General features: G+C 69.7%; 3 protein-coding genes (1 of these 3 cut by a window edge). All 3 read right to left on the bottom strand.

The window, feature by feature from the left end:
* Tightly spaced (each overlapping or abutting the next), the 3 genes in view from CP982_RS37215 to CP982_RS37205 form a layout consistent with a single transcriptional unit that may run on beyond the window.
* On the bottom strand, positions 1 to 4,950 hold the 5' portion of the coding sequence (locus CP982_RS37215; RefSeq protein ID WP_150514502.1) for a non-ribosomal peptide synthetase. Its footprint begins 3,489 nt before the window's first position; only the first 4,950 of its 8,439 coding nucleotides appear in the window; its start codon is at positions 4,948 to 4,950; its stop codon lies off the left edge, out of view.
* The gene (locus CP982_RS37210) at positions 4,940 to 8,296 is read right to left on the bottom strand and encodes a non-ribosomal peptide synthetase (RefSeq protein ID WP_150514501.1); all 3,357 of its coding nucleotides are present in this window, start codon (positions 8,294 to 8,296) and stop codon (positions 4,940 to 4,942) included. The genes CP982_RS37215 and CP982_RS37210 overlap by 11 nt, the downstream gene beginning before the upstream one ends.
* Positions 8,296 to 26,649: a non-ribosomal peptide synthetase gene (locus CP982_RS37205; protein WP_150514500.1), complete on the bottom strand. Its 18,354-nt coding sequence runs from the start codon at positions 26,647 to 26,649 to the stop codon at positions 8,296 to 8,298. The genes CP982_RS37210 and CP982_RS37205 overlap by 1 nt, the downstream gene beginning before the upstream one ends.

The raw sequence follows: 26,649 nt of genomic DNA, 5'->3' as shown, positions 1-26,649 counted from the left end.
CGTGCGCTCCTTGTCGTCGACCGGCCCGGCGTCCAGGTCGGCCAGCGTGGACACCGTGCGCGGGTCGTCGACCACGATCCGGTCGGTGCCGTTGCCCGTCTCCAGTGCCGCGTCGGTGACACGGCTGGTGAGGACGACCGCGGGCCGCGCGTCGTCCAGGACGTGGGCGATGCGGTCGGCCGGGTACTCCGGGTCGATCGGTACGTACGCGCCACCGGCCTTCAGGACCGCGAGCAGCGTCACGACCAGGTCCGGCGAACGCTCCATGCAGACGGCGACGAGGGTCTCAGGACCCACGCCGTGCGACATGAGCAGCCGTGCGAGGCGATTCGCCCTGGCGTGCAGCTGTGCGTAGGTGAGTTCGTCGCGCTCGTGCCCGAGCCCGTCCTCGACGTCCTGGAAGAGCACGGCGACCGCGTCGGGGGTGTGCTCCGCCTGGTGCCGCAGCAGCTCCGGGAGGGTCCGCGCGGGGGTGCGGTGCTCGGTGTCGTTCCACTCCTCGAGGATCGTCTTCCGCTCGGCGTCCTCAAGGATCTCCACCCGGCTGAGGGGCGTCGAGGGGTCGGCCGTCACGGCGTCCAGGACCCTGGCGTAGAGCTTGGCCATCCATGCGGCCGTCGTGGGGTCGAACAGGTCCGTGGCGTAGATGATGCTGCCGTGCAGCCCGATCGGCTCGCCGCCGGGGCCGAACCGCTCGCTGAGGCCGATCTCCAGGTCGAACTTGGCGGACACGTGGCCCGCGGGCACGGCCTCGGCCCGGAGGCCGGGGAAGTCCAGGTCGGCCTGGGCGTTGTTCTGCAGGGCCAGCATGATCTGGAAGAGGGGGTGGCGTGCCATGGACCGCGTCGGCGCCAGCTCCTCCACGAGCCGCTCGAAGGGGATGTCCTGATGCGCGTACGCGCCCAGGCCCGCTTCCCGCACCCGCTCCAACAGCTCCGCGAACGACGGGTCCCCGCTCACGTCCGTGCGGATGACCAGCGTGTTCACGAAGAACCCGACCAGCTCCTCCAACGCCTCGTCCGAACGCCCCGCCACCGGAACACCGAACGGAATGTCACGGCCCGCACCCAAGCGGCTCAACAGCGCCGCCATACCTGCCTGCAACACCATGAACAGCGTCACGCCATGTGCCCGTGCGACCTCCACCAGCCGCGCATGGACGTCCGGCTCGACGCCGAGGTCCACGATGCCGCCGCGGTGCGACGCGATGGCCGGGCGCGGTCGGTCGACAGGGAGTACCAGCTCATCCGGTACGTCGGCCAGTGCCTGGCGCCAGTAGACCAGCTGCCGCGCCATCACACTCTCGGAATCACTCTCCTCCCCGAGCAACTCCCGCTGCCACAACGCGTAATCCGCGTACTGCACCGCAAGCGGCTCCCACACCGGAACACCACCCGCAGCACGCGCCGCGTACGCCACCGACACATCACGCGCCAACGGCGCCATCGACCAGCCATCACCCGCCACGTGATGCAACACCAACATCAACACATGCTCCTGCGGACCCGTCGTGAACAACCACGCCCGCAACGGAACATCCACCGACAGATCAAACACACACCCGGCCACCTCAGCCATCACCCCCTCCACATCCCGCGTGGAGACATCCGCGACCTTCAGCTCACACCCGGCCGAGCCGACGTCGAGAACCCGCTGCTGCGGCTGGCCCCCCACCATGGGGAACACCGTGCGCAGCACCTCGTGCCGTGCCACCACGTCGTTGAGCGCCGCACCCAGGGCTGCGACGTCCAGCTCGCCCCGCAGACGGATACCCGCGGGAATGTTGTACGTCGCGTTCGGCCCCTCCAACTCCCCCAGGAACCACAACCGCTGCTGCGCGAACGACAACGGCACCAACTCCGGACGCACCCGCGCCGACAACGCCGGCCGCGCCCCCTCAGCACCCTCCAACCGCCCCACCAACAACCCCACCGACGGCGCCTCAAACACCGCCCGCACACCAACCTCCACACCCAACACCGACCGCACACGACTCACCAAACGAACCGCGAGGAGAGAGTGACCGCCCAGCTCGAAGAAGTTGTCATCGACACCCACGCTGGGCACCCCGAGGACCTCCGCAAACACCGCACACAGGATCTCCTCCTGAACGTTCACCGGTGCCCGACCAGCCAAGACCATGTATTCAGGGGCGGGGAGCGCACGGCGGTCCAGCTTGCCGTTCACCGTCACCGGCAGCGCCTCCAGCACGACGACCGCCGAGGGAACCATGTACTCCGGCAGCACCCGGCCCACATGCGCCCGCAACACCGCCGCGTCCACTACGCCCTCGGCCGGGACCACATACGCCACCAGACGCTTGTCCCCGGGCACGTCCTCGCGCACCAGCACCGCCGCCTGCGCGACATCGCCGTGCGACAGCAACGCCGTCTCGACCTCGCCGAGTTCGATCCGGAAGCCCCGGACCTTGACCTGGTCGTCGGCGCGGCCGAGGAACTCCAGGTTCCCGTCCGCGCGCCAGCGCACCACATCACCCGTGCGGTACATCCGCTCACCGGCGGCACCGAACGGGCAGGCGACGAAGCGCTCCGCGGTCAGCCCGGGCCGACCCAGGTATCCCCGTGCCAGCTGTGCGCCCGCGACATACAGCTCGCCCGCGACGCCCACCGGCACCGGCCGCAGGCCCGCGTCCAGTACGAAGACGCGCGTGTTCGGCGTGGGGCCGCCGATCGGCGGGGCCTGGCCGTGGGACGGCGGGAGACAGCGCATGAGCGTGACGGCGACAGTGGTCTCCGTAGGCCCGTAACCGTTCCAGAACTCCCTGTCGGGGCTCGCCCATTGATCGACGAGTCGACCGGCGGGCAGCTCGCCTCCCGTGGACACCAGGCGCAGCGCGGGCAGTTCGTCGGGACGCAGCAGCGGCATCAGCGCGGGCGGCAGCTCGGCGACCGTCACCTCCTGCTCGGCCATGAGGGCCTGGAGCCGGTCGGCGTTGAGACGGTCCTCGTCCCCTGCCAGGACCAGCGTGGCCCCGACGAGCAGGGTGGTGAACACCTCGAAGACGGACACGTCGAAGGTGAAGGCCGCGAAGCCGAGGACGCGGTCCTGTGCGCCGATCTCGTAGGCCGAAGTGATGCCGGTGGAGAACTCGGCGGCGGACCCGTGGCTGACGACGACGCCCTTGGGGCGGCCCGTCGAGCCCGAGGTGTAGAGGACGTACGCGGGGTGGGACGGCAGAGCTGCCCGGGGCGCACGGCCGGCGGACGGTTCGGCGCGGTCCATGTCCTCGACGAGGAGCTGGGGCACGGCCGTGTCCGCGAGGCCCTCCGCCAGAGCCGCGGCTGTGATCAGTGCGATGGGGCGCGCGTCCTTCAGCACGTGCGCGGTGCGCTCGGCGGGGTGGCTCGGGTCCAGCGGCAGATAGGCGCCACCGGCCTTCAGCACCGCGAGGAGCGCCACCACCGTGTCCGCGGAGCGCGGCAGGGCGATCGCCACGAGCTGCTCGGGCCCGACGCCCTTGCCGATGAGCACCTCGGCCCATCGATCCGCCCGCGCGTCGAGCTCGGCGTACGTCAGTCGCGCGCTTTCGTCGACGAGGGCGACGGCCTCGGGCGCCCTGGCCACCTGTGCGTGCCACAGCTCGGTCAGCGTGGTCGGGCGCGTTTCCCGTGCCGTGTCGTTCCAGGCGGTGAGCACGCGGTGGCGCTCGGACTCGCCGAGGGCCTCGATGCGGCACAGCTCGGTGGCGCTCTCCTTTTCGAGCCCCTCTGCCCGCTCCTCTTCCAGTGCGCGGACGAGCTCCGCGGTGACGGTGTGGACCAGCGCGCAGACGTCGTGCGGCGCGATGGGGTCGGCCGCCTGGACGGTGACGCCGAAGTCCGTGCCCGCGTCGTCGATGGACACGGCGAGGGGGTAGTTCGTGCGCTCGTGGGCCGAGAGCAGTTCGACCCCCTCGAGGGCGCCGCTCATCGCGTCGTCCGGGCCCGCGCCACTGGCCATGTCGTGCCGGTAGTTGAGGAGGGAGGTGAACAGCGGGGTCTCCGCCGCGAGGTCAGCCGCCTGCTGGGCGAGGGTGAGCGGGGCGTGCTCGTGGACGAGGAGGTCGGCGAGCTGCTTCTGCATCCCCCGCACGGCCTCAGTCACCGAGACGTGCCCCGTGGGCACACGTACGGGAAGGGTGTTGATGAACAGACCCGGAGTCCGGTCCGCACCCGCGCCCGCCTGCATACGACCGAACAGCACACTGCCGAACACGACATCATCGCGACCCGACGTCACCGCGACGACCCGCGCCCACACCAGATGGAACAGCGTCGCCGGGCTCACACCCAGACGCCGCGCCTGCTCCCGCAAGCGCACAGCGAGACCGGCGTCCAGCGTGGTGCTCACGTCGGTGATGCCGGCGGATCCTTCCTTGCGCAGGTCGAGGAGACCGTACGGCGCCGTCGGCTCGGTCACGCCGTCGAGCAGCTCACCGAAGAACCGCTCGTGCTCCGTGCGTGACACACCGAGGCGCGCCTGCGCCACGAACTCCCGGAACGGGACCGGCGCGGCCAGCCCCTCCGCGTCACCGCGCAGCAGGGCACGCACCTCGTCCAGGAGGACATCAAAGGTGGTGTGGTCCAGTACGAGGTGGTGGTTCTGGAGGACCATGAGCCAGCGGTCGCCGCCGGGTTCGGCGGCGATGTACGCACGCAGCAGCGGAGCACGGCCGACGTCCATCGAAGTGGCGCACGCCGCGAGGAGCCGCTCGACCGGGTCCCCGTCGGCCTGCGCGTCGAGGTGGATCTCGTCGGCGGGGACAACGGCCTTGCGCGCCACTACCTGCACCGGTTCGCGCAGGCCCTCCCACGCGAATCCCGTCCGCAGGATGTCGTGCCGGTCGACCACCTTCTGCAGCGCGTCGAGGAACTGGTCGAGCCGCCCCCGGGAGTCGAACCGCAGCGCCGTCTGCTGGAGGTAGACGTCCGTTCCGCCCTCACCGGTCATCAGGTGGTGGAAGAACAGGCCTTCCTGGAGGGGGCGAGGGGTAGACGTCGGCGATGTTCGCCGCGCCGCCCGGCACCCGGGCCGAGATCCGCTCGATCTCCTCCGCCGTCAGGTCCACCAGCGGCAGCATCTCCGGCGTGATGGCCTCGGCGCCCGCCTGAATCAGGTTCTCCGGCACCGTTACGGCTTCCCGGTCCAGGGAGGCCGCGGCCAGCCCGGCCGCCGTCGGAGCGGCGAACAGCGCCCGCACGCTGACCGGCACACCGCGTGCCCTCAACCGCTCCACCAGCGATACCGCGAGGAGCGAATGACCGCCCAGCTCGAAGAAGTTGTCGTCGACACCCACGCTGGGCACCCCGAGGACCTCGGCGAACACCGCACACAGGATCTCCTCCTGGAGCGAGGCGGGGCCGCGGCTGCTACCAGCAGCCTTGTACTCGGGCGCGGGGAGCGCACGGCGGTCGAGCTTGCCGTTGACCGTGACCGGCAGCGCCTCCAGCACGACGACCGCTGACGGGACCATGTACTCCGGCAGCACCCGGCCCACATGCGCCCGCAACACCGCCGCATCCACTACGCCCTCGGCCGGGACCACATACGCCACCAGACGCTTGTCCCCGGGCACGTCCTCGCGTACCAGCACCGCGGTCTCAGTGACAGCAGGGTGGGACTCCAGGGCCGCCCCGATCTCACCGAGTTCGACCCGGAAGCCCCGCAGCTTCACCTGATCATCCGCGCGCCCCAGATACTCCAGGCTCCCGTCCGCACGCCAGCGCACCACATCACCCGTGCGGTACATCCGCTCACCCGCAGCACCAAACGGCGAAGCGACAAAGCGCTCCGCGGTCAGCCCCGCACGACCCACATACCCACGCGCCAGCTGCACGCCCGCCAGATACAGCTCCCCCGCCACACCCACCGGCACCGGACGCAAACCCGCATCCAACACAAAGACACGCGTGTTCCACACCGGACGGCCAATCGGCACCACCGGCCCCTCACCCGCACCACACGCCCACGCCGTCACATCCACCGACGCCTCCGTCGGACCATACAGATTGTGCAGCTCCACACCCTCAAGCACACCGAAGAACTGATCCCTCAGCTCCGCCGCCAACGCCTCACCACTGCACACCACCCACCGCAGCCCCGAACAAGCCCCCGCACCCGGCTCACGCAAAAACACCCGCAGCATCGACGGCACGAAATGCGCGACCGTCACCCGCTCTCGACGGATCAACTCCGCCAGATACCCCGCATCCCGATGACCACCCGCACGCGCCACCACCAGACCCGCACCCGCGACCAACGGCCAGAAGAACTCCCACACCGACACGTCAAAACCAAACGGCGTCTTCTGCACCACCCGGTCCGACCCACCCAGACCAAACACACCCTGCATCCACAACAGACGATTCACCACACCCCCATGCGGAACCGCCACACCCTTCGGACGCCCCGTCGAACCCGACGTATAAATCACATACGCCACATGCGACGGCAACACCTGACCACCGCGCTCGACATCGGTGACAGCGTCCCCGGCCAGCTCCGCCAGCGCGGACAGGGTCTGCGCGTCGTCGACGACGACCCGCTCCAGATCCTCCACCACCGGTACGACCGACTGGACCGACTCACTGGTCAGGACCAGAACGGGGCGTGCGCCCTCCAGGACGTACGCGATGCGGTCCGCCGGATACTCCGGATCGACCGGCACATACGCACCACCGGCCTTCAGCACCGCAAGCAGCGACACCACCAGATCAGCGGAACGCTCCATACAGACCGCGACCAGCGACTCCGCACCCACACCACGCGAAATCAACAACCGCGCCAGGCGATTCGCCCGCGCATCCAACTCGCCGTACGACCACTCAACACCCTCGAAGACCACCGCAGTCGCATCAGGGGTACGCGCTGCCTGAGCCGCCAACAACTCCGTCAACGACACCTGCGGAACAGACCGATCCGTGTCGTTCCACCCACGCACCAACCGATCCCGCTCCGCCCCGTCCAGAACCGGGACTTGGCGTACGCGGACCGACGGGTCAGTGGTGCACGCGTCCAGGACGCGTACGAAGCGGGCGCTGAGGTCGTCCACCGCCTCGCGGTCGAACAGGTCAAGGGCATAGGTGATCGACCCCTTGAGCCCGGCGGGGCGGCCCTGCGCGTCGAACTCCTCGCTCAGGTCGAAGGACAGGTCGAACTTGGCCGGGGCCTTGCCGCCGGGCAGCGCGCCGACCTGGAGCCCGGGGAGGTCGAGTACGGCCTGGGCGTTGTTCTGGACGGCCAGCATCACCTGGAACAGGGGGTGGCGTCCCATGGACCGCGTCGGTACGAGTTCCTCGACGAGGCGCTCGAACGGCACGTCCTGGTGGGCGAACGCGCTGAGGTCGGCGTCGCGCACCCGGGACACCAGTTCCGTGAACGACGGGTCCCCGCTCAGGTCCGTGCGCATCACGAGCGAGTTCACGAAGAAGCCGACGAGATCGTCGAGGGCGTCGTCCATGCGGCCCGCGATGGGAGTGCCGACCGGGATGTCGTCGCCCGCGCCGAGCCGGGAGAGCAGCACCGCGAGACCGGCCTGGAGCACCATGTAGAGGGTGGCGCCCTCCGCACGGGCCAGTTCGGTCAGCCGCTGGTGCAGCTCCGCGTCGATGCGGAGCGGCACCTGGTCGCCCCGGTAGGAGGCCGTGGCCGGGCGCGTCCTGGCCGCGGGCAGCCGGAGCTCCTCCGGCACGTCCGCCAGCGTGGTCCGCCAGTAGGAGAGCTGCTCGGCGAGCACGCTCTCCGGGTCGCTCGCGTCCCCGAGGAGGTCGAGCTGCCACATCGTGTAGTCCGCGTACTGGACCGGGAGCGGCTCCCACTGGGGGGCGTGACCGGCGCGGCGCGCGCCGTAGGCCTCGGAGATGTCCCGTGCGAGCAGCCCCATGGACCAGCCGTCGCTGGCGATGTGGTGGAGGACGAGGAGCAGGACGTGCTCCTGCGGCTCCAGTTCGTGGAGCCGGGCGCGGATCGGGATGTCCGCTGCCAGGTCGAACGGCTGGGCCGTGGCCTCGGCGAGGGCCGTGGCCAGGGCTTCCTCCCCGGCCGTCGGGATCACCGGCAGATCGAGGGACACCGCGCCCGTGTCCAGGATCCGCTGGTGCGGAGTTCCGTCGGCGGCGGGGAACACGGTCCGCAGGACCTCGTGCCGCTCCACCACGTCCCGCAGCGCGGCGCGCAGGGCGGCCACGTCCAGCTCACCCCTGAGCCGCAGGGCGGCGGGGATGTTGTACGTGGGGTTCGGGCCCTCCAGCTGCGCCAGGAACCACAGGCGCCTTTGGGCGAACGACAGCGGGATCATCAGTTCTCCTCCTGCATCGGCCTCGGCCGCGGCCGCAGTGCAGGCCGTGCTCTCTTCGTGTTCGTCTGTGCTTCGAGGCGGCTCGCGAGTCCGGCCACGGTCGGTGCCTCGAACAGCGTCCTGATCGGCAGCTCCGCGCCCAGGGCGGTGCGGATGCGGCTCACCAGGCGGGTCGCGAGGAGCGAGTGCCCGCCCAGGTCGAAGAAGGAGTCGTCGACTCCCACCTCCGGCAGCCCGAGGACCTCGGCGAACAGGTCGCAGAGCTCCTTCTCACGCGGCGTGCTCGGGGCCCGGTTCGAACCGGCGACCCGGTAGTCCGGCGCGGGCAGCGCCCGACGGTCCAGCTTCCCGTTGACGGTCAGCGGCAGGACGTCGAGCCGCATGACGGCGGAGGGCACCATGTGGTCCGGGAGCCGCTCGCGCACGTACCCGCGCACGGCCGCGGACAGCGCGGAGGCGGACAGGTCGGCGGCCGCCCCGCTGTTCTCCGCGGTCGGGTCCGCGACCACATAGCCGACGAGCCGCTTGTCCCCCGGGGTGTCCTCGCGTACGACCACGGCCGCCTGGCCGACGAGCGGGTGCGAGGCCAGGACGGCCTCGATCTCGCCCAGCTCGATGCGGAACCCTCGGACCTTCACCTGGTCGTCGGCGCGCCCGACGTAGTCCAGGTGTCCGTCGGCACGTCGGCGCACCACGTCGCCCGTGCGGTACATCCGCTCCCCTGCCGCTCCGAACGGGCAGGCCACGAAGCGCTCCGCGGTGAGGCCGGGGCGGTGCGTGTAGCCGCGCGAGAGCTGGGCTCCGGCGAGGTACAGCTCACCGGCGACGCCGACCGGAACGGGGCGCAGGCCGTCGTCGAGCACATACGCCCGGGTGTTCCACATGGGGCTGCCGATCGGCAGGACCCCGGCGCTGTCCTCTTCCCGGGCGCTGACGGGGTACGCCGTGCAGACGACGGTCGTCTCGGTCGGCGCGTACATGTTCACCAGGGCCGGAGCGTCCTCGGGGTGACGCGCGAACCACTCGGTGAGACGCCCGTGGTCCAGTGCCTCACCACCGAAGATCACGAAGCGAAGGGCGAGGCGGGAGCCCAGGTCGGGCGCCTCGGCATCGGCCTGGACGAGCTGGTAGAACGCCGACGGCGTCTGGTTGAGCACGGTCACCCGCTCACGGACGAGCAGGTCGAGGAACCCTCCGGGCGACCGGGAGATCCCGTGCGGCACGACCACCAGGCGGCCGCCGTGCAGCAGGGCGCCCCACATCTCCCAGACCGAGAAGTCGAAGGAGAAGGAGTGGAACCAGGTCCACACGTCGTCCGCGCCGAAGTCGTACCTGCTCTTCGCCGCCTCGAACAGCTGGACCACGTTGCGGTGCGGGACGGCCACCCCCTTGGGGTTGCCGGTGGAGCCCGACGTGTAGATGACGTACGCCGGGTGGTCCGGCAGCAGCGCCCGGCGCCGCTCGGCCTCGGCGAGTTCCCCGGCGTCCAGTCCCGCCAGGGCGGAGACCGTCTGCGGCTCGTCGACGACGACCCGTTCGAGGCCCGCCACGACGGGCAGGCCGCCCGCCGCGGACCGGCTGGTGAGGACGAGGACCGGTCGGGCGTCACCGAGCATGTACGCGATGCGGTCCGCCGGGTACTCCGGGTCCACCGGCACGTACGCGCCGCCGGTCTTCAGGACCGCGAGCAGCGCCACCACCAGTTCGGCGGACCGCTCCATGGACACGGCGACCACGGACTCCGGCCCCACGCCGCGGGAGATCAGCAGCCGGGCCAGACGGTTGGTGCGGGCGTCGAGGTCGGCGTACGACAGCTCCGTGCCCTCGAAGGTGACGGCGACGGCGTCCGGGGTCCGCCCGACCTGCTCGGCGAAGAGCCTGGGCAGCGTCGTGACCGGAACCTCGTGCGCGGTGTCGTTCCACCGCGTGAGGAGCTGTCGCTGCTCCGTCTCGTCGAGGACCTGCACCTCGTGGAGCCCGGTGGCGCCGGTCTCCTCTTCGAGCGCGGTGACGAGGTTCGCCGCGGCCGCGTGGATCAGGCCGGTCACCGCCTGCGGCGAGAGGGGCGCGGCGGCCTGGACGACGACGTCGAAGCGGGAACCCGAGTCGTCGACGGACACCGTGAGGGGGTAGTTGCTGCGCTCGTGGGCCGAGAGCAGTTCGACCCCCTCAAGGGCACCGCTCATCACGTCGTCCGGGCCCGTGCTTCCGGCCGTGTTGTGCCGGAAGTTGAGCAGGGAGGTGAACAGCGGAGTCTGCGCGGGCAGTCCGGCGGCCTGCTGGGCGAGGGTGAGCGGGGCGTGCTCGTGGACGAGGAGGTCGGCGAGCTGCTTCTGCATCCCCCGCACGGCCTCACCCACCGAGACCCGACCGGTCGGAACCCGCACGGGCAGGGTGTTGATGAACAGACCCGGAGTCCGGTCCGCACCCGTACCGGCCTGCATACGCCCGAACAGCACACTGCCGAACACGACGTCATCGCGACCCGACGTCACCGCGACGACCCGCGCCCACACCAGATGGAACAGCGTCGCCGGGCTCACACCCAGACGCCGCGCCTGCTCCCGCAGGCGGGTGGCCACGGCCGCGTCGAGGGTGCTCATGACCTCGTCGACCTCGGTGCCGTCACCCCGTACGTCGAGGAGACCGTACGGCGCTGTCGGCTCGGTCACGCCGTCGAGCAGCTCACCGAAGAACCGCTCGTGCTCCGCACGCGACACACCCAGGCGTGCCCGCGCCACGAACTCCCGGAACGGAACCGGCGTGGGCAGCGCGTCCTCCTGGCCTTCCAGGTGGGCACGCACCTCGGCGAGGAGCAGTTCCAGAGCGGTGTGGTCCTCGACGAGGTGGTGGTTCTGGAGGACCATCAGCCAGCGGTCGCTGCCCGGTTCCGCGCCGATGTACGCGCGCAGCAGCGGGGCACGACCGACGTCCATGGCCTTGTCCGCCGCGTCCAGCAGCTGCTGGACCGGGTCCTGGCCCTCGGAGGCCGCATCGAGTGCCACCTCGTGGACCGGCACTTCGGCGCGCCGGACCACGACCTGCACCGGCTCGCGCAGACCGTCCCACGCGAAGCCCGTACGGAGGATGTCGTGCCGCACCATCACGGCCTGGAGCGCCTCGACGAACCGGTCGACGCGCTGGCGGGCGTCGAACCGCAGCACTGTCTGCTGGAGGTAGACGTCCGTTTCGCCCTCACCGGTCATCAGGTGGTGGAAGAACAGGCCTTCCTGGAGGGGGGCGAGGGGGTAGACGTCGGCGATGTTCGCCGCGCCACCCGGGACCCGGGTGACGATGCGGTCGAGTTCCTCCGCCGTCAGGTCCACCAGGGGCAGCATCTCCGGCGTGATGGCCTCGGCGTCCGCCGGGATCAGGTTCTCCGGCACGACCACCGCGCCCTGGCCGCCCGCGCCGGCGGCGGCCGCGAGCCCGGCCACCGTGGGCGTCGCGAACAGGCTCCGCACGCTCACGGGCAGACCCCGCTCACGCAGGCGCTCGATCAGCGACACCGCGAGAAGCGAATGACCGCCGAGTTCGAAGAAGTTGTCGTCCACACCCACACTGGGGAGGCCGAGTACGTCGGCGAACACCGCGCACAGGATCTCCTCCTGGAGCGAGGCGGGACCACGGCCGTCGCCGTGGCCAGCAGCCGTGTATTCCGGTGCGGGGAGTGCGCGGCGGTCCAGCTTGCCGTTGACCGTCAGCGGCAGCGCCTCCAGCACCACCACTGCGGACGGGACCATGTACTCGGGCAGGGCCCGGCCCACGTGCGACCGCAACACCGCCGCATCCACCGAGCCCCCGGCCGGGACGACGTAGGCGACCAGACGCTTGTCCCCGGGCACGTCCTCGCGCACCAGCACCGTGCTCTGGGCGACATCCGCGTGCGACTCCAGCGCCGCCTCGATCTCACCCAGCTCGATCCGGAACCCACGGACCTTCACCTGGTCATCCGCACGCCCGATGAACTCCAGGTTCCCGTCCGCACGCCACCGCACCACATCACCCGTGCGATACATCCGCTCACCCGCAGCACCGAACGGACACGCCACGAAACGCTCCGCCGACAACGCCGGACGGCCCACATACCCACGGGCCAGCTGAGCACCCGCCACATACAGCTCACCCGCGACACCCACCGGAACCGGCCGCAGATCCGAACCCAGCACGAACACCCGCAAGTTCGGAATGCCCACACCGACCACACTGCCCGCACCACCAGCAACCACAGCCTCATCCAAAGCCATGTAACTGACGTGCACCGTGGTCTCGGTGATGCCATACATGTTCACCAACACCGGCGCATCCGCCGCATGCCGCGCATACCACTCACGCAACCGCGACAGATCCAACGCCTCACCACCGAACACCACCCACCGCAACACCAACCGCTCACCCAGCAACGGCTCCCGGCCCTCAGCCGCCATCAACTGATAGAACGCCGACGGCGTCTGGTTCAGCACCGTCACACGCTCAGCGACCAGCAACTCCAGAACCTCACGCGGACTCCGCGACACCTCACGCGACACCACCACAAGACGCCCGCCATGCAGCAGCGCGCCCCACAACTCCCACACCGAGAAGTCAAACGCGAACGAGTGGAACCACGCCCACACATCACCCGCACCAAACCCAAACCAGCCATCCGTCCCACCGAACAGCGCCACCACATTCCCATGCGGAACCGCCACACCCTTCGGACGCCCCGTCGAACCCGACGTATAAATCACATACGCCACCTGCGACGGCAGGACCTGACCACCGCGCTCGGCATCGGTGACAGCGTCCCCGGCCAGCTCCGCCAGCGCGGACAGGGTCTGCGCGTCGTCGACGACGACCTGCTCCACATCCTCCACGGTCGGCACAGCCGACTGGACCGCCGTGCTGGTCAGCGCCAGGACCGGCTGCGCGTCCTCCAGGACGTACGCGATGCGGTCCGCCGGATACTCCGGGTCGATCGGCACATACGCACCACCGGCCTTCAGCACGGCAAGGAGTGCCACCACCAGATCAGCCGAACGCTCCATGCAGACCGCGACCAGCGACTCCGCACCCACACCACGCGAGATGAGGAGTCGGGCCAGCCGATTCGCCCGCGCGTCCAACTCCGCGTACGACCACTCCGTACCGCCGAAGGTGACCGCCGTCGCATCAGGCGTGCGTGCTGCTTGAGCCGCGAACAGCTCCGTCAGCGACGCCTCCGCCACCGGACGGGAAGCACCACTCCACTCCCGCACCAGACGATCCTGCTCCGCCTCGCCCAGAACCGGCACGCGCTCCAGAAGCAGGTCCTCGGACTCCTTCTCCAGTGCCGTGACGATGCCCTCGGCCGTGGCGCTGACCAGGCCGCACACCGCTTGCGCAGCGATCGGAGCAGCCGCCTGAACCGTCAGGCCGAAGCCTTCGCCGGTGTCATCCACCGACACCGTCAGCGGGTAGTTCGTCCGCTCGTGAGCCGACAGCAGCTCGACGCCGTCCAAGCCGGTGTTGAGCTCTTCGATCGACCTGCCGAGCCGCTGAGCGGCGTTGGCGTTCTGCCGGTAGTTGAGGAGGGAGGTGAACAGCGGCGTCTCCGCCGCGAGGTCAGCCGCCTGCTGGGCGAGCGTGAGCGGGGCGTGCTCGTGGACGAGGAGGTCGGCGAGCTGCTTCTGCATCCCCCGCACGGCCTCAGTCACCGACACCCGACCGGTCGGAACCCGCACGGGAAGGGTGTTGATGAACAGACCCGGCGTACGATCCGCACCCGCGCCCGCCTGCATACGGCCGAACAGCACACTGCCGAACACGACGTCGTCACGACCCGACGTCACCGCAGCAACCCGCGCCCACACCAGGTGGAACAGCGTCGCCGGGCTCACACCCAGACGCCGCGCCTGCTCCCGCAAGCGAGTAGCGAGACCCGCATCCAGCACCTCCGTCGCCTCAGCGACATCGGAGCCGTCACCATGCACGTCCAACAGCCCGAACGGCGCCGTCGGCTCGGTCACGCCGTGGAGCAGCTCACCGAAGAACTGCTCGTGCTCCGTGCGTGACACGCCAAGCCGCGCCTGCGCCACGAACTCCCGGAACGGAACCGGTGCGGGCAGTTCCTCCGCCTCACCGCGGAGCAGCGCGCTGACCTCTGCGAAGAGGACGCCCATCGCCGTGTGGTCCTGGACCAGGTGGTGGGCCTGCATGACCATCAGCCAGCGGTCGCTGCCGGGCTCCGCCGCGACAGTGGTCCGCAGCAGCGGGGCCTGCCGGATGTCCATGGACGGGCTGCACAGGTCGAGCAACCTCTGTACCAAGTCCCCGTCGGCGCCCCCGAGATCCACCTCGTTCACGGGAATCTCGGCGTGGCGCACCACAACCTGCACCGGCTCGCGCAGACCCTCCCACGCGAAGCCCGTCCGCAGGGTGTCGTGCCGGTCCACGGCTGTCTGGAGCACGCGCAGGAACTGGTCGAGCCGTTCCCGGGAGTCGAACCGCAGCACCGTCGGCAGCACGTACACGTCCGCGCCGTTCTCGTTGCCGATGACGGAGTGGAAGAAGATGCCTTCCTGGAGGGGGGCGAGGGGGTAGATGTCGGCGATGTTCGCCGCGCCGCCCGGCACCCGGGCCGTGATCCGCCCGATCTCGCCCGTTGTCAGCTCCACCAGCGGCAGCATCTCCGGCGTGATGACGTCGGCACCCGCCGGAATCAGGTTCTTCGGGACGGTGACCGCGCCCTGGCCCTCCGCGCTGACGGCGGCTGCGAGCCCGGCCGCCGTCGGCGTCGCGAACAGGCTCCTCACGCTCACGGGCATGCCCAGCTCACGCAGGCGCACGACGAGCTTGACGGCCATGAGGGAGTGCCCGCCGAGTTCGAAGAAGTTGTCGTCTACGCCGACCTGCGGCAGGTCCAGCATCTCGGCGAACACCGAGCACAGGATCTCCTCCTGCACGGACGAAGGCCCACGTCCCCGAGCGGGCTGTCCCGCGTCGACAGCCGTCGACGCGTTCGGCTCCTGCTCGTCGCGCGCCTTGCCCACGAGTTCCAGGCTGCCGTCCGCGCGCCAGCGCACCACGTCGCCCGTGCGGTACATCCGCTCACCGGCGGTCCCGAACGGGCACGCCACGAAGCGCTCCGCCGTCAGGCCGGGACGACCCTCGTAGCCGTGGTCCTTCAGACCGCCCGCGACGTACAGGTCGCCCGCGACACCGGCAGGGACCGGCTGGAGCGCCGCGTCGAGTACGAACACGTTGCTGCCCGTGTCCGCTCCGCCGTGCGGGGCGGCGTCCAGCACGGGCAGCGTACGGGCCGGAACGCCCGCCGCGGAGTCCTTCCACTCGTTCAGGATCCGGTCCCGCTCCGTGGCGCCGAGGATCTGGATCCGGCTCACGGGCTGGTGCGGATCGGTCGTCACGGCGTCCAGCACGCGTACGAAGCGCTCGACGAGCTCCGCGACCGTGGGCTCGTCGAACAGGTCCACGGCGTAGACGACCGTGCCGTCGAGACCGGCCGGGGCACCGGAGGCGTCGAACCGCTCCCTCACGTTCAGGTCGAGGTCGAACTTGGCGGCCACCTCCTTGCTCGCGATCACTTCGGCCTCAAGCCCGGGCAGGTCCACGACCGCGTCCGCGTGCGTGTCCAGACCCAGCATGATCTGGAAGAGGGGGTGGCGTGCCATGGACCGCGTCGGCGCCAGCTCCTCCACGAGCCGCTCGAACGGGACATCCTCATGGGCATACGCGCCCAGGCCCGCTTCCCGCACCCGCTCCAACAGCTCCGCGAACGACGGATCACCGCTCACGTCCGTGCGGATGACCAGCGTGTTCACGAAGAACCCGACCAGCTCCTCCAACGCCTCATCCGAACGCCCCGCCACCGGAACACCCAGCGGAATGTCACGGCCCGCACCCAAGCGGCTCAACAGCGCCGCCATACCTGCCTGCAACACCATGAACAGCGTCACGCCGTGCGCCCGAGCGACCTCCACCAGCCGGGCGTGCACACTCGGCTCCACGTCGAGCCGTACGACACCGCCCTGATACGTGGCCACGTCGGGTCGCGGTCGGTCGACGGGGAGTACCAGTTCGTCCGGTACGTCGGCCAGTGCCTGGCGCCAGTAGGCCAGCTGCCGCGCCATCACACTCTCGGAATCACTCTCCTCCCCGAGCAACTCCCGCTGCCACAACGCGTAATCCGCGTACTGCACCGCAAGCGGCTCCCACACCGGAGCACCACCCGCAGCACGCGCCGCGTACGCCACCGACACATCACGCGCCAACGGCGCCATCGACCAGCCATCACCCGCCACGTGATGCAACACCAACATCAACACATGCTCCCGCGGACCCGTCGTGAACAACCACGCCCGCAACGGAACATCCACCGACAGATCAAACACACACCCGGCCGCCTCAGCCATCACCCCCTCCAGCTCATCCGAGGAGACGTTCACGGCCTTCAGTTCACAACCATGTGACGCGGCATCAAGTACCCGCTGCTGGGCCGTGCCCTCGACCATCGGAAACACCGTGCGCAGCACCTCGTGCCGTGCCACCACGTCGTTGAGCGCCGCACCCAGGGCTGCGACGTCCAGCTCGCCCCGCAGACGGATACCCGCGGGAATGTTGTACGTCGCGTTCGGCCCCTCCAACTCACCCAGGAACCACAACCGCTGCTGCGCGAACGACAACGGCACCAACTCCGGACGCACCCGCGCCGACAACGCCGGCCGCGCCCCCTCAGCACCCTCCAACCGCCCCACCAACAACCCCACCGACGGCGCCTCAAACACCGCCCGCACACCAACCTCCACACCCAACACCGACCGCACACGACTCACCAAACGAACCGCGAGAAGCGAATGACCGCCCAGCTCGAAGAAGTTGTCGTCAACACCCACACTGGGAACGCCGAGGACCTCCGCAAACACCGCACACAGGATCTCCTCCTGAACGTTCACCGGTGCCCGACCAGCCAAGACGGTGTACTCGGGCGCGGGCAGCGCACGGCGGTCCAGCTTGCCGTTCACCGTCACCGGCAGCGCCTCCAGCACGACGACCGCTGACGGGACCATGTACTCCGGCAGCACCCGGCCCACATGCGCCCGCAACACCGCCGCATCCACTACGCCCTCGGCCGGGACCACATACGCCACCAGACGCTTGTCCCCGGGCACGTCCTCGCGTACCAGCACCGCGGTCTCAGTGACAGCAGGGTGGGACTCCAGGGCCGCCCCGATCTCACCGAGTTCGACCCGGAAGCCCCGCAGCTTCACCTGATCATCCGCGCGCCCCAGATACTCCAGGCTCCCGTCCGCACGCCAGCGCACCACATCACCCGTGCGGTACATCCGCTCACCCGCAGCACCAAACGGCGAAGCGACAAAGCGCTCCGCGGTCAGCCCCGCACGACCCACATACCCACGCGCCAGCTGCACGCCCGCCAGATACAGCTCCCCCGCCACACCCACCGGCACCGGACGCAAACCCGCATCCAACACAAAGACACGCGTGTTCCACACCGGACGGCCAATCGGCACCACCGGCCCCTCACCCGCACCACACGCCCACGCCGTCACATCCACCGACGCCTCCGTCGGACCATACAGATTGTGCAGCTCCACACCCTCAAGCACACCGAAGAACTGATCCCTCAGCTCCGCCGCCAACGCCTCACCACTGCACACCACCCACCGCAGCCCCGAACAAGCCCCCGCACCCGGCTCACGCAAAAACACCCGCAGCATCGACGGCACGAAATGCGCGACCGTCACCCGCTCTCGACGGATCAACTCCGCCAGATACCCCGCATCCCGATGACCACCCGCACGCGCCACCACCAGACCCGCACCCGCGACCAACGGCCAGAAGAACTCCCACACCGACACGTCAAAACCAAACGGCGTCTTCTGCACCACCCGGTCCGACCCACCCAGACCAAACACACCCTGCATCCACAACAGACGATTCACCACACCCCCATGCGGAACCGCCACACCCTTCGGACGCCCCGTCGAACCCGACGTATAAATCACATACGCCACCTGCGACGGCGAGACCTCAACAGAGCGAACAGGCTCAGCAGACAGCGTCTCCAACTGCGCCAGCACCTCGGCACCGTCCACCACGACGCGCGCCGGGACGCCCGCCCCCTCGGGAACGACACCTTCCGTCGCCCTGCTGGTCAGCACCAGAGCCGGCTTCGCGTCCTCCAGGACGTACGCGATGCGCTCCGCCGGATACTCCGGATCGACCGGCACATACGCACCACCGGCCTTCAGCACCGCAAGGAGTGCCACCACCAGGTCAGCCGAACGCTCCATACAGACGGCGACCAGCGACTCCGCGACCACACCACGGGATATGAGGAGCCGCGCCAGACGATTCGCCCGCGCGTCCAACTCCGCGTACGACCACTCAACACCCTCGAACACCACCGCAGTCGCATCAGGGGTGCGCGCTGCCTGAGCCGCCAACAGCTCCGTCAACGACACCTGCGGAACAGACCGATCCGTGTCGTTCCACCCACGCACCAACCGATCCCGCTCCACCTCATCCAGAACCGGAATCCGGTGCAGAACCAGGCTCGCGGCCTCGTCCTCCAATGCCGTGACGATGCCCTCGGCCGCGGCGCTGACCAGGCCGCACACCGCTTGCGCAGCGATGGGAGCAGCCGCCTGCACCGTCAGGCCGAAGCCCTCGCCGGTGTCATCCACCGACACCGTCAGCGGGTAGTTCGTCCGCTCACGTGTGTAGACGATGTCTACGCCGCCGAGGTCGAGGCCCATCTCCTCACGCGGTCGGTCGTTGTGCCGGTAGTTGAGGAGGGAGGTGAACAGCGGCGTCTCCGCCGCGAGATCAGCCGCCTGCTGGGCAAGGGTGAGCGGGGCGTGCTCGTGGACGAGGAGGTCGGCGAGCTGCTTCTGCATCCCCCGCACGGCCTCAGTCACCGACACCCGACCGGTCGGAACCCGCACGGGAAGGGTGTTGATGAACAGACCCGGCGTACGGTCCGCACCCGCGCCCGCCTGCATACGGCCGAACAGCACACTGCCGAAGACCACGTCGTCACGACCCGACGTCACCGCAGCAACCCGCGCCCACACCAAGTGGAACAGCGTCGCCGGGCTCACACCCAGACGCCGCGCCTGCTCCCGCAAGCGAGTAGCGAGACCCGCATCCAGCACCTCCGTCGCCTCAGCGACATCCGAGCCGTCACCATGCACATCCAACAGCCCGAACGGCGCCGTCGGCTCACTCACACCACCCAACAGTTCGCCGAAGAACCGCTCATGCTCCGCACGCGACACACCCAGGCGCGCCTGCGCCACGAACTCCCGGAACGGAACCGGCACCGGCAGCGCCTCCGCGTCACCGCCGAGCAGCGCACGCACCTCGCCCAGGAGAACAGCCAGAGCGGTGTGGTCCTGGATCAGGTGATGGACCTGCAAGGCGAGCAGCCAGCGGTCACTGCCGGGCTCCGCCGCGACCGTGGCCCGCAGCAGCGGCGCCTGCCGGATGTCCATGGACGGGCTGCACAGGTCAAGGAGCCCCTGCGCCAGATCCCCATCGACACCCTCAAGGTCCACCTCGTTCACGGGAATCTCGGCGTGGCGCACCACAACCTGCACCGGCTCGCTCAGACCCTCCCACGCGAAGCCCGTACGGAGGATGTCGTGCCGGTCCACGACCGACTGCAACGCCTCAAGGAACCGCTCAGCCCGGCCACGCGAATCAAAGCCCAAGACCGTCGGCAACACATACACATCCGCACCGGAGTCACCCCCCAGCACCGAGTGGAAGAAGATGCCCTCCTGCAACGGGGCAAGCGGATACACATCGGCGATGTTCGCCGCACCGCCCAGCACACCGGCAGAGATCCCCTCGATCTCGTCCGCCGTCAGCTCCACCAGGGGCAGCATCTCGGGCGTGATGGCCTCAGCACCCGCCTGAATCAGGTTCTCCGGCACCGACACCAGCTCGCCGTCGGCCGAAGCCGCCGCCAGGCCGGCCACCGTCGGGGCTGCGAACAGGTCGCGCACGCTGACCGATACGCCACGCTCACGCAGGCGCTCGATCAGCGACACCGCGAGGAGCGAATGACCGCCCAGTTCAAAGAAGTTGTCGTCGACACCGACGCTGGGGAGGCCGAGTACGTCGGCGAACATGGCGCACAGGATCTCCTCCCGCACACCCGACGGAGCCCGGCCCACCGACACGGTGTATTCCGGTGCGGGGAGCGCGCGGCGGTCGAGCTTGCCGTTGACCGTCAGCGGCAGCGCCTCCAGGACGACCACTGCGGACGGGACCATGTACTCGGGCAGGGCCCGGCCCACGTGCGACCGCAACACGGCCACATCCACCGTGTCGCCGGAGACGGCCGGGACGACGTAGGCGACCAGGCGCTTGTCCCCGGGCACGTCCTCGCGCACCAGCACCGTGCTCTGGGCGACATCCGCGTGCGACTCCAGCGCCGCCTCGATCTCACCCAGCTCGATCCGGAACCCACGGACCTTCACCTGGTCATCCGCACGCCCGATGAACTCCAGGTTCCCGTCCGCACGCCACCGCACCACATCACCCGTGCGATACATCCGCTCACCCGCAACACCGAACGGACACGCCACGAAACGCTCCGCCGACAGCCCCGGACGGCCCACATACCCACGGGCCAGCTGAGCACCCGCCACATACAGCTCACCCGCGACACCCACCGGAACCGGCCGCAGATCCGAACCCAGCACGAACACCCGCAAGTTCGGAATGCCCACACCGATCACACTGCCCGCACCACCAGCAACCACAGCCTCATCCAAAGCCATGTAACTGACGTGCACCGTGGTCTCGGTGATGCCATACATGTTCACCAACACCGGCGCATCCGCCGCATGCCGCGCATACCACTCACGCAACCGCGACAGATCCAACGCCTCACCACCGAACACCACCCACCGCAACACCAACCGCTCACCCAGCAACGGCTCCCGGCCCTCAGCCGCCATCAACTGATAGAACGCCGACGGCGTCTGGTTCAGCACCGTCACACGCTCAGCGACCAGCAACTCCAGAACCTCACGCGGACTCCGCGACACCTCACGCGACACCACCACAAGACGCCCGCCATGCAGCAACGCGCCCCACAACTCCCACACCGAGAAGTCAAACGCGAACGAGTGGAACCACGCCCACACATCACCCGCACCAAAACCGAACCAGCCATCCGTCCCACCGAACAGCGCCACCACATTCCCATGCGGAACCGCCACACCCTTCGGACGCCCCGTCGAACCCGACGTATAAATCACATACGCCACCTGCGACGGCGAGACCTCAACAGAGCGAACAGGCTCGGCGGACAGCGTCTCCAACTGCGCCAGCACCTCGGCACCGTCCACCACGACGCGCGCCGGGACGCCCGCCCCCTCGGGAACGACACCTTCCGTCGCCTGGTTGGCAAGCACGAGAACGGGGCGCGCGTCTTCCAGGACGTACGCGATGCGGTCCACCGGATACTCCGGGTCGACCGGCACATACGCACCACCGGCCTTCAGCACCGCGAGCAGCGACACCACCAGATCAGCGGAACGCTCCATACAGACGGCGACCAGCGACTCCGCACCCACACCACGCGAAATCAACAACCGCGCCAGGCGATTCGCCCGCGCGTCCAACTCCGCGTACGACCACTCCGTACCGCCGAAGGTGACCGCCGTTGCATCAGGCGTACGACCCACCTGAGCCGCGAACAGCTCCGTCAGCGACGCCTCCGCCACCGGACGGGAAGCACCACTCCACTCCCGCACCAGACGACCCTGCTCCGCCTCGCCCAGAACCGGCACGCGGCCCAGCAGCAGGTCCTCGGACTCGTCCTCCAGCGCTGCGACAACGCCCTCGGTCGCGGCACCCAGCAGGTCACGCACGGACTCGGCATCAATGGGAGCAGCCGTCTGAACCGTCAGACCGAAGCCGTCACCCGTGTCGTCGACCGACACCGTCACGGGGTAGTTCGTACGCTCACGAACAGACAGCAGCTCGACGCCGTCCAGGTCGATGCTCGGCTCGTCACCCGGTCCGCCCGCGCTGTGGCGGTAGTTGAGGAGGGAGGTGAACAGCGGGGTCTCCGCCGCGAGGTCAGCCGCCTGCTGGGCCAACCCCAGGGACGCGTGCTCGTGGACGAGGAGGTCGGCGAGCTGCTTCTGCATCCCCCGCACGGCCTCAGTCACCGACACCCGACCGGTCGGAACCCGCACGGGAAGGGTGTTGATGAACAGACCCGGCGTACGATCCGCACCCGCGCCCGCCTGCATACGACCGAACAGCACACTGCCGAAGACCACGTCGTCACGACCCGACGTCACCGCAGCAACCCGCGCCCACACCAAGTGGAACAGCGTCGCCGGGCTCACACCCAGACGCCGCGCCTGCTCCCGAAGACGCACCGCAACACCCGCATCCAACTGCGCCGTCGCCTCAGCAACATCCGAACCGTCACCATGCACATCCAACAGCCCGAACGGCGCCGTCGGCTCACTCACACCACCCAGCAGCTCACCGAAGAACCGCTCGTGCTCCGCACGCGACACACCCAGGCGCGCCTGCGCCACGAACTCCCGGAACGGAACCGGCGCCGGCAGCCCCTCCGCGTCACCGCCGAGCAGCGCACGCACCTCACCCAGCAGGATCTCAAGGGTGGTGTGGTCACGGATCAGGTGGTGTGCCTGGAGGGCGAGCAGCCAGCGGTCCGTGCCCGGCTCCGCGGCGAGGGTGCCCCGCAGCAGCGGGGCCTGCCGGATGTCCATGGAGGGGCTGCACAGGTCAAGGAGCTGCTGCACGTGGTCGGTGTCCGGCTGCGGGTGGAGCTGGAGTTCCTCGACGGGAATGGCCGCCTTGCGCAGCACTACCTGGACCGGCTCGCGCAGGCCTTCCCACGCGAAGCCCGTACGGAGGATGTCGTGTCGGTCCACGACCGACTGCAACGCCTCAAGGAACCGCTCAGCCCGGCCACGCGAATCAAAGCCCAGAACCGTCGGCAACACATACACATCCGCACCGGAGTCACCCCCCAGCACTGAATGGAAGAAGATGCCCTCCTGCAACGGGGCAAGGGGATACACATCGGCGATGTTCGCCGCACCGCCCTGCACCCGGGCCGAGATCCGCTCGATCTCCTCCGCCGTCAGGTCCACCAGCGGCAGCATCTCCGGCGTGATGGCCTCGGCGCCCGCCGGAATCAGGTTCTGCGGCACAGTGACACCGCCCGCGCCCGCCGACGTGGCGGCGAGACCGGCGGCCGTCGGAGCGGCGAACAGGTCGCGCACGCTCACGGAAACGCCCCGCTCGCGGAGCCGTTCGATCAGCGACACCGCGAGGAGCGAATGACCGCCCATCTCAAAGAAGTTGTCGTCGACACCCACACTGGGAACACCGAGGACCTCCGCGAACACCGCGCACAGGATCTCCTCCTGGAGCGAGGCGGGAGCGCGGCCGCCGCTGGCAGCGGTGTACTCGGGCGCGGGGAGCGCGCGGCGGTCCAGCTTGCCGTTGACCGTCAGCGGCAGCGCCTCCAGGACGACCGTCGCCGACGGAACCATGTACTCGGGCAGGGCCCGGCCGAGGTGGCTCCGCAGCGCCGCCGTGTCCACCGTGTCGCCGGAAACGGCCGGGACGACGTAGGCGACCAGGCGCTTGTCCCCGGGCACGTCCTCACGCGCCAGCACCGCGGCCTGCGCCACATCCGCGTGCGACTCCAGCGCCGCCTCGATCTCGCCCAGCTCGATCCGGTAACCGCGGATCTTGACCTGGTCGTCGGCGCGGCCGAGGAACTCCAGGTTTCCGTCCGCGCGCCAGCGGACCACGTCACCGGTGCGGTACATGCGCTCGCCCGCGGCGCCGAACGGGCAGGCGATGAAGCGTTCGGCCGAGAGGCCGGGCCGGCCCAGGTATCCGCGCGCGAGCTGGTCGCCCGCCAGGTACAGCTCACCCGGGACACCCGCGGGGACGGGCCGCAGAGCCGCGTCCAGGACGTAGACGCGCGTGTTCCACATGGGGCGGCCGATGGGCAGCGTGCCGGTCTCGGTGTCGTCGTCGGCGGTGACCACGTAGTCGGTGCAGCCGACGGTCACCTCGGTGGGACCGTAGTGGTTGACGACGGCCACGGACGGGTGGCGGCGGCGCCAGTCGCGGATCTGAGTGCCGCCGACGGCCTCGCCGCCGACCATGAGCTGACCCGTCGGGGCGCAGCTCTCGTCGAATCCGTCCATGTACGCGAGGTGGCTCGGGGTGGCCTTCAGGAAGGCCAGTTCCTGGGTGCGCAGCCTGGCGGGCAGGTGCTCGTCCATGGGCGCGACGATCACGCGGCCGCCGCACGTCAGGGCGCCGTACAGCGCGGTCACACCGGCGTCGAAGGAGATGGACGCGTGCAGCAGGGTGGTGCCGTGGAGGTCGGGGTAGGCCTCCGTGCACCGGGTCACGTAGTTGACCAGGTTCTGGTGCGTGATCAGGACGCCCTTGGGGCGCCCCGTCGAACCCGAGGTGTAGATGACGTACGCGGGGTGGGACGGCAGCTGCGGTCCGCCGCGCTCGGACGCGGTCAGGGCGGCGGTGTCGAGGCCGTTCAGCGCGGCCGTGACCTGCGGCTCGTCGACGACGACGCGCTCGGGGCCCACCACGTCGGGCAGGGACGGTGCGACCGCCTCGCTGGTGAGGACGAGCACGGGCCGCGCGTCTTCCAGCATGTAGGCGATGCGGTCCGCCGGGTACTCCGGGTCCACCGGCACATAGGCGCCACCAGCCTTGAGGACCGCGAGGAGTGCCACCACCAGGTCGACGGAGCGTTCCATGGAGACGGCGACCAGGGACTCCGGCCCCACACCGCGGGAGATCAGAAGGCGGGCCAGCCGGTTCGCGCTCGCGTGCAGCTCCGCGTACGAGCGCTCCACGCCCTGGGAGGAGACGGCGGGCGCGTCGGGGGTGCGGGCCGCCTGCTCCTCCAGGAGCGCGGTCAGCGTGGTCGCGGGGACGGGCCGGTCCGTGTCGTTCCAGTCCTGGAGGACCTGGCGGCGCTCGGCCTCGTCGAGGATCTCGACGCGTCCGACGCGGTCCTCGGGGGCGGCCGTCGCGAGCCAGGTCAGGACGTTGTGGAGGCGGTCCGTGTGCCGCTGGTTGGCGTCCTGCGAGTACAGCTCGGGGTTGGCGTCCGTGGCGATCTGGATCCGGCCGTCCGCGGACCGGTCGTAGACGCAGAACGCGACGTCGTTGAAGTGGCCGCTGCTCAGCGCGTGGGCGCGGACCTCGCAGTCGCCGAAGGAGAAGTCGTAGGCGTAGGGGACGACGTTGACGACCATGCTGGCGAGGTTGCCGCGGCCGATGAGCCGGAGGTCCCTGAGCATGTCCTCGTAGCGGTACTTCTGGTGGCGCAGGGCGCCGCGCACCTGGACGGAGACCTGGCGTACGAGCTCCTCGACGGTCATCGAGGAGCGGACCGTCAGCCTGATCGGCAGCAGGTTGGTCGCCATGCCCGGGGTCTGGCGCTGGGCGCTGCCGAACCGTCCGAAGACGGGGAGGGCGACGACGACGTCCTCGGCTCCCGTGGCGCGGTTGAGGTAGACCGCGGCGGCCGCGATCGCCATGCCGGAGATGCTGGTGCGCAGCGAGCGTGCCGTGGCGCGCAGGTCAGCGGCGGCCTCGGGGCGCACCTCCGCCGTGCCGCGGATCAGGTGGTGCGGTGTGCCGGTGGGGAGTTGGCCGCTGAGGCTGACCGGGGTGGGCAGGTCGGCGAAGATCTCGCCCCAGTACGCGCGGTCCTTCGCCTGCTCCTCCGAACCGCGGTAGGCGCGGTCGGCGTCGAGCAGGTTGGAGAAGGGGGCGAGCGCGCCCTCGTCGTAGGTGTCGCCCGCGCTGAGGGCCGCGTAGATCTGCGCGATGCGGTTGTTGACCAGAGGGCCGGAGAAGCCGTCGCCGAGGATGTGGTGGCAGCGCTGGTACCAGTACACGTGGTTCGGGCCGAGCCGGAGCATCGCCTGGGTGAACAGGGCGCCGGTGCGCATGTCGACCGGGCGGCGCATGTCCGTCCGCATCCACTCCTCGGCGCGGGCCCGCGGGTCGGGCTCGCCGCTGAGGTCGATCTTGTGGAAGGGCCAGTCGTCCGACACCTTGACGTGCTGCCGGACGGATTCGCCCTCGCCGACGAAGCGGGTGTGGACGGCCTCCGCTTCGCGCAGCGCGGAGCGCAGGGCCCGCTCGAAGAGTTCGACGTCCAGGTCGCCGTGGATCTCCATGTATTCGCCGACGTTGTAAATGGGGTTGTCGGGGTGCAGATGCTGAGCAGTCCAGATTCCCAGCTGCGCAGCCATCAACTCGTGGAAGACGCCGTCCTGCTCAGACAC

Source organism: Streptomyces spectabilis, assembly GCF_008704795.1.
GTDB lineage: Bacteria > Actinomycetota > Actinomycetes > Streptomycetales > Streptomycetaceae > Streptomyces > Streptomyces spectabilis.
This window is presented reverse-complemented; position numbering and strand designations above follow the sequence as displayed.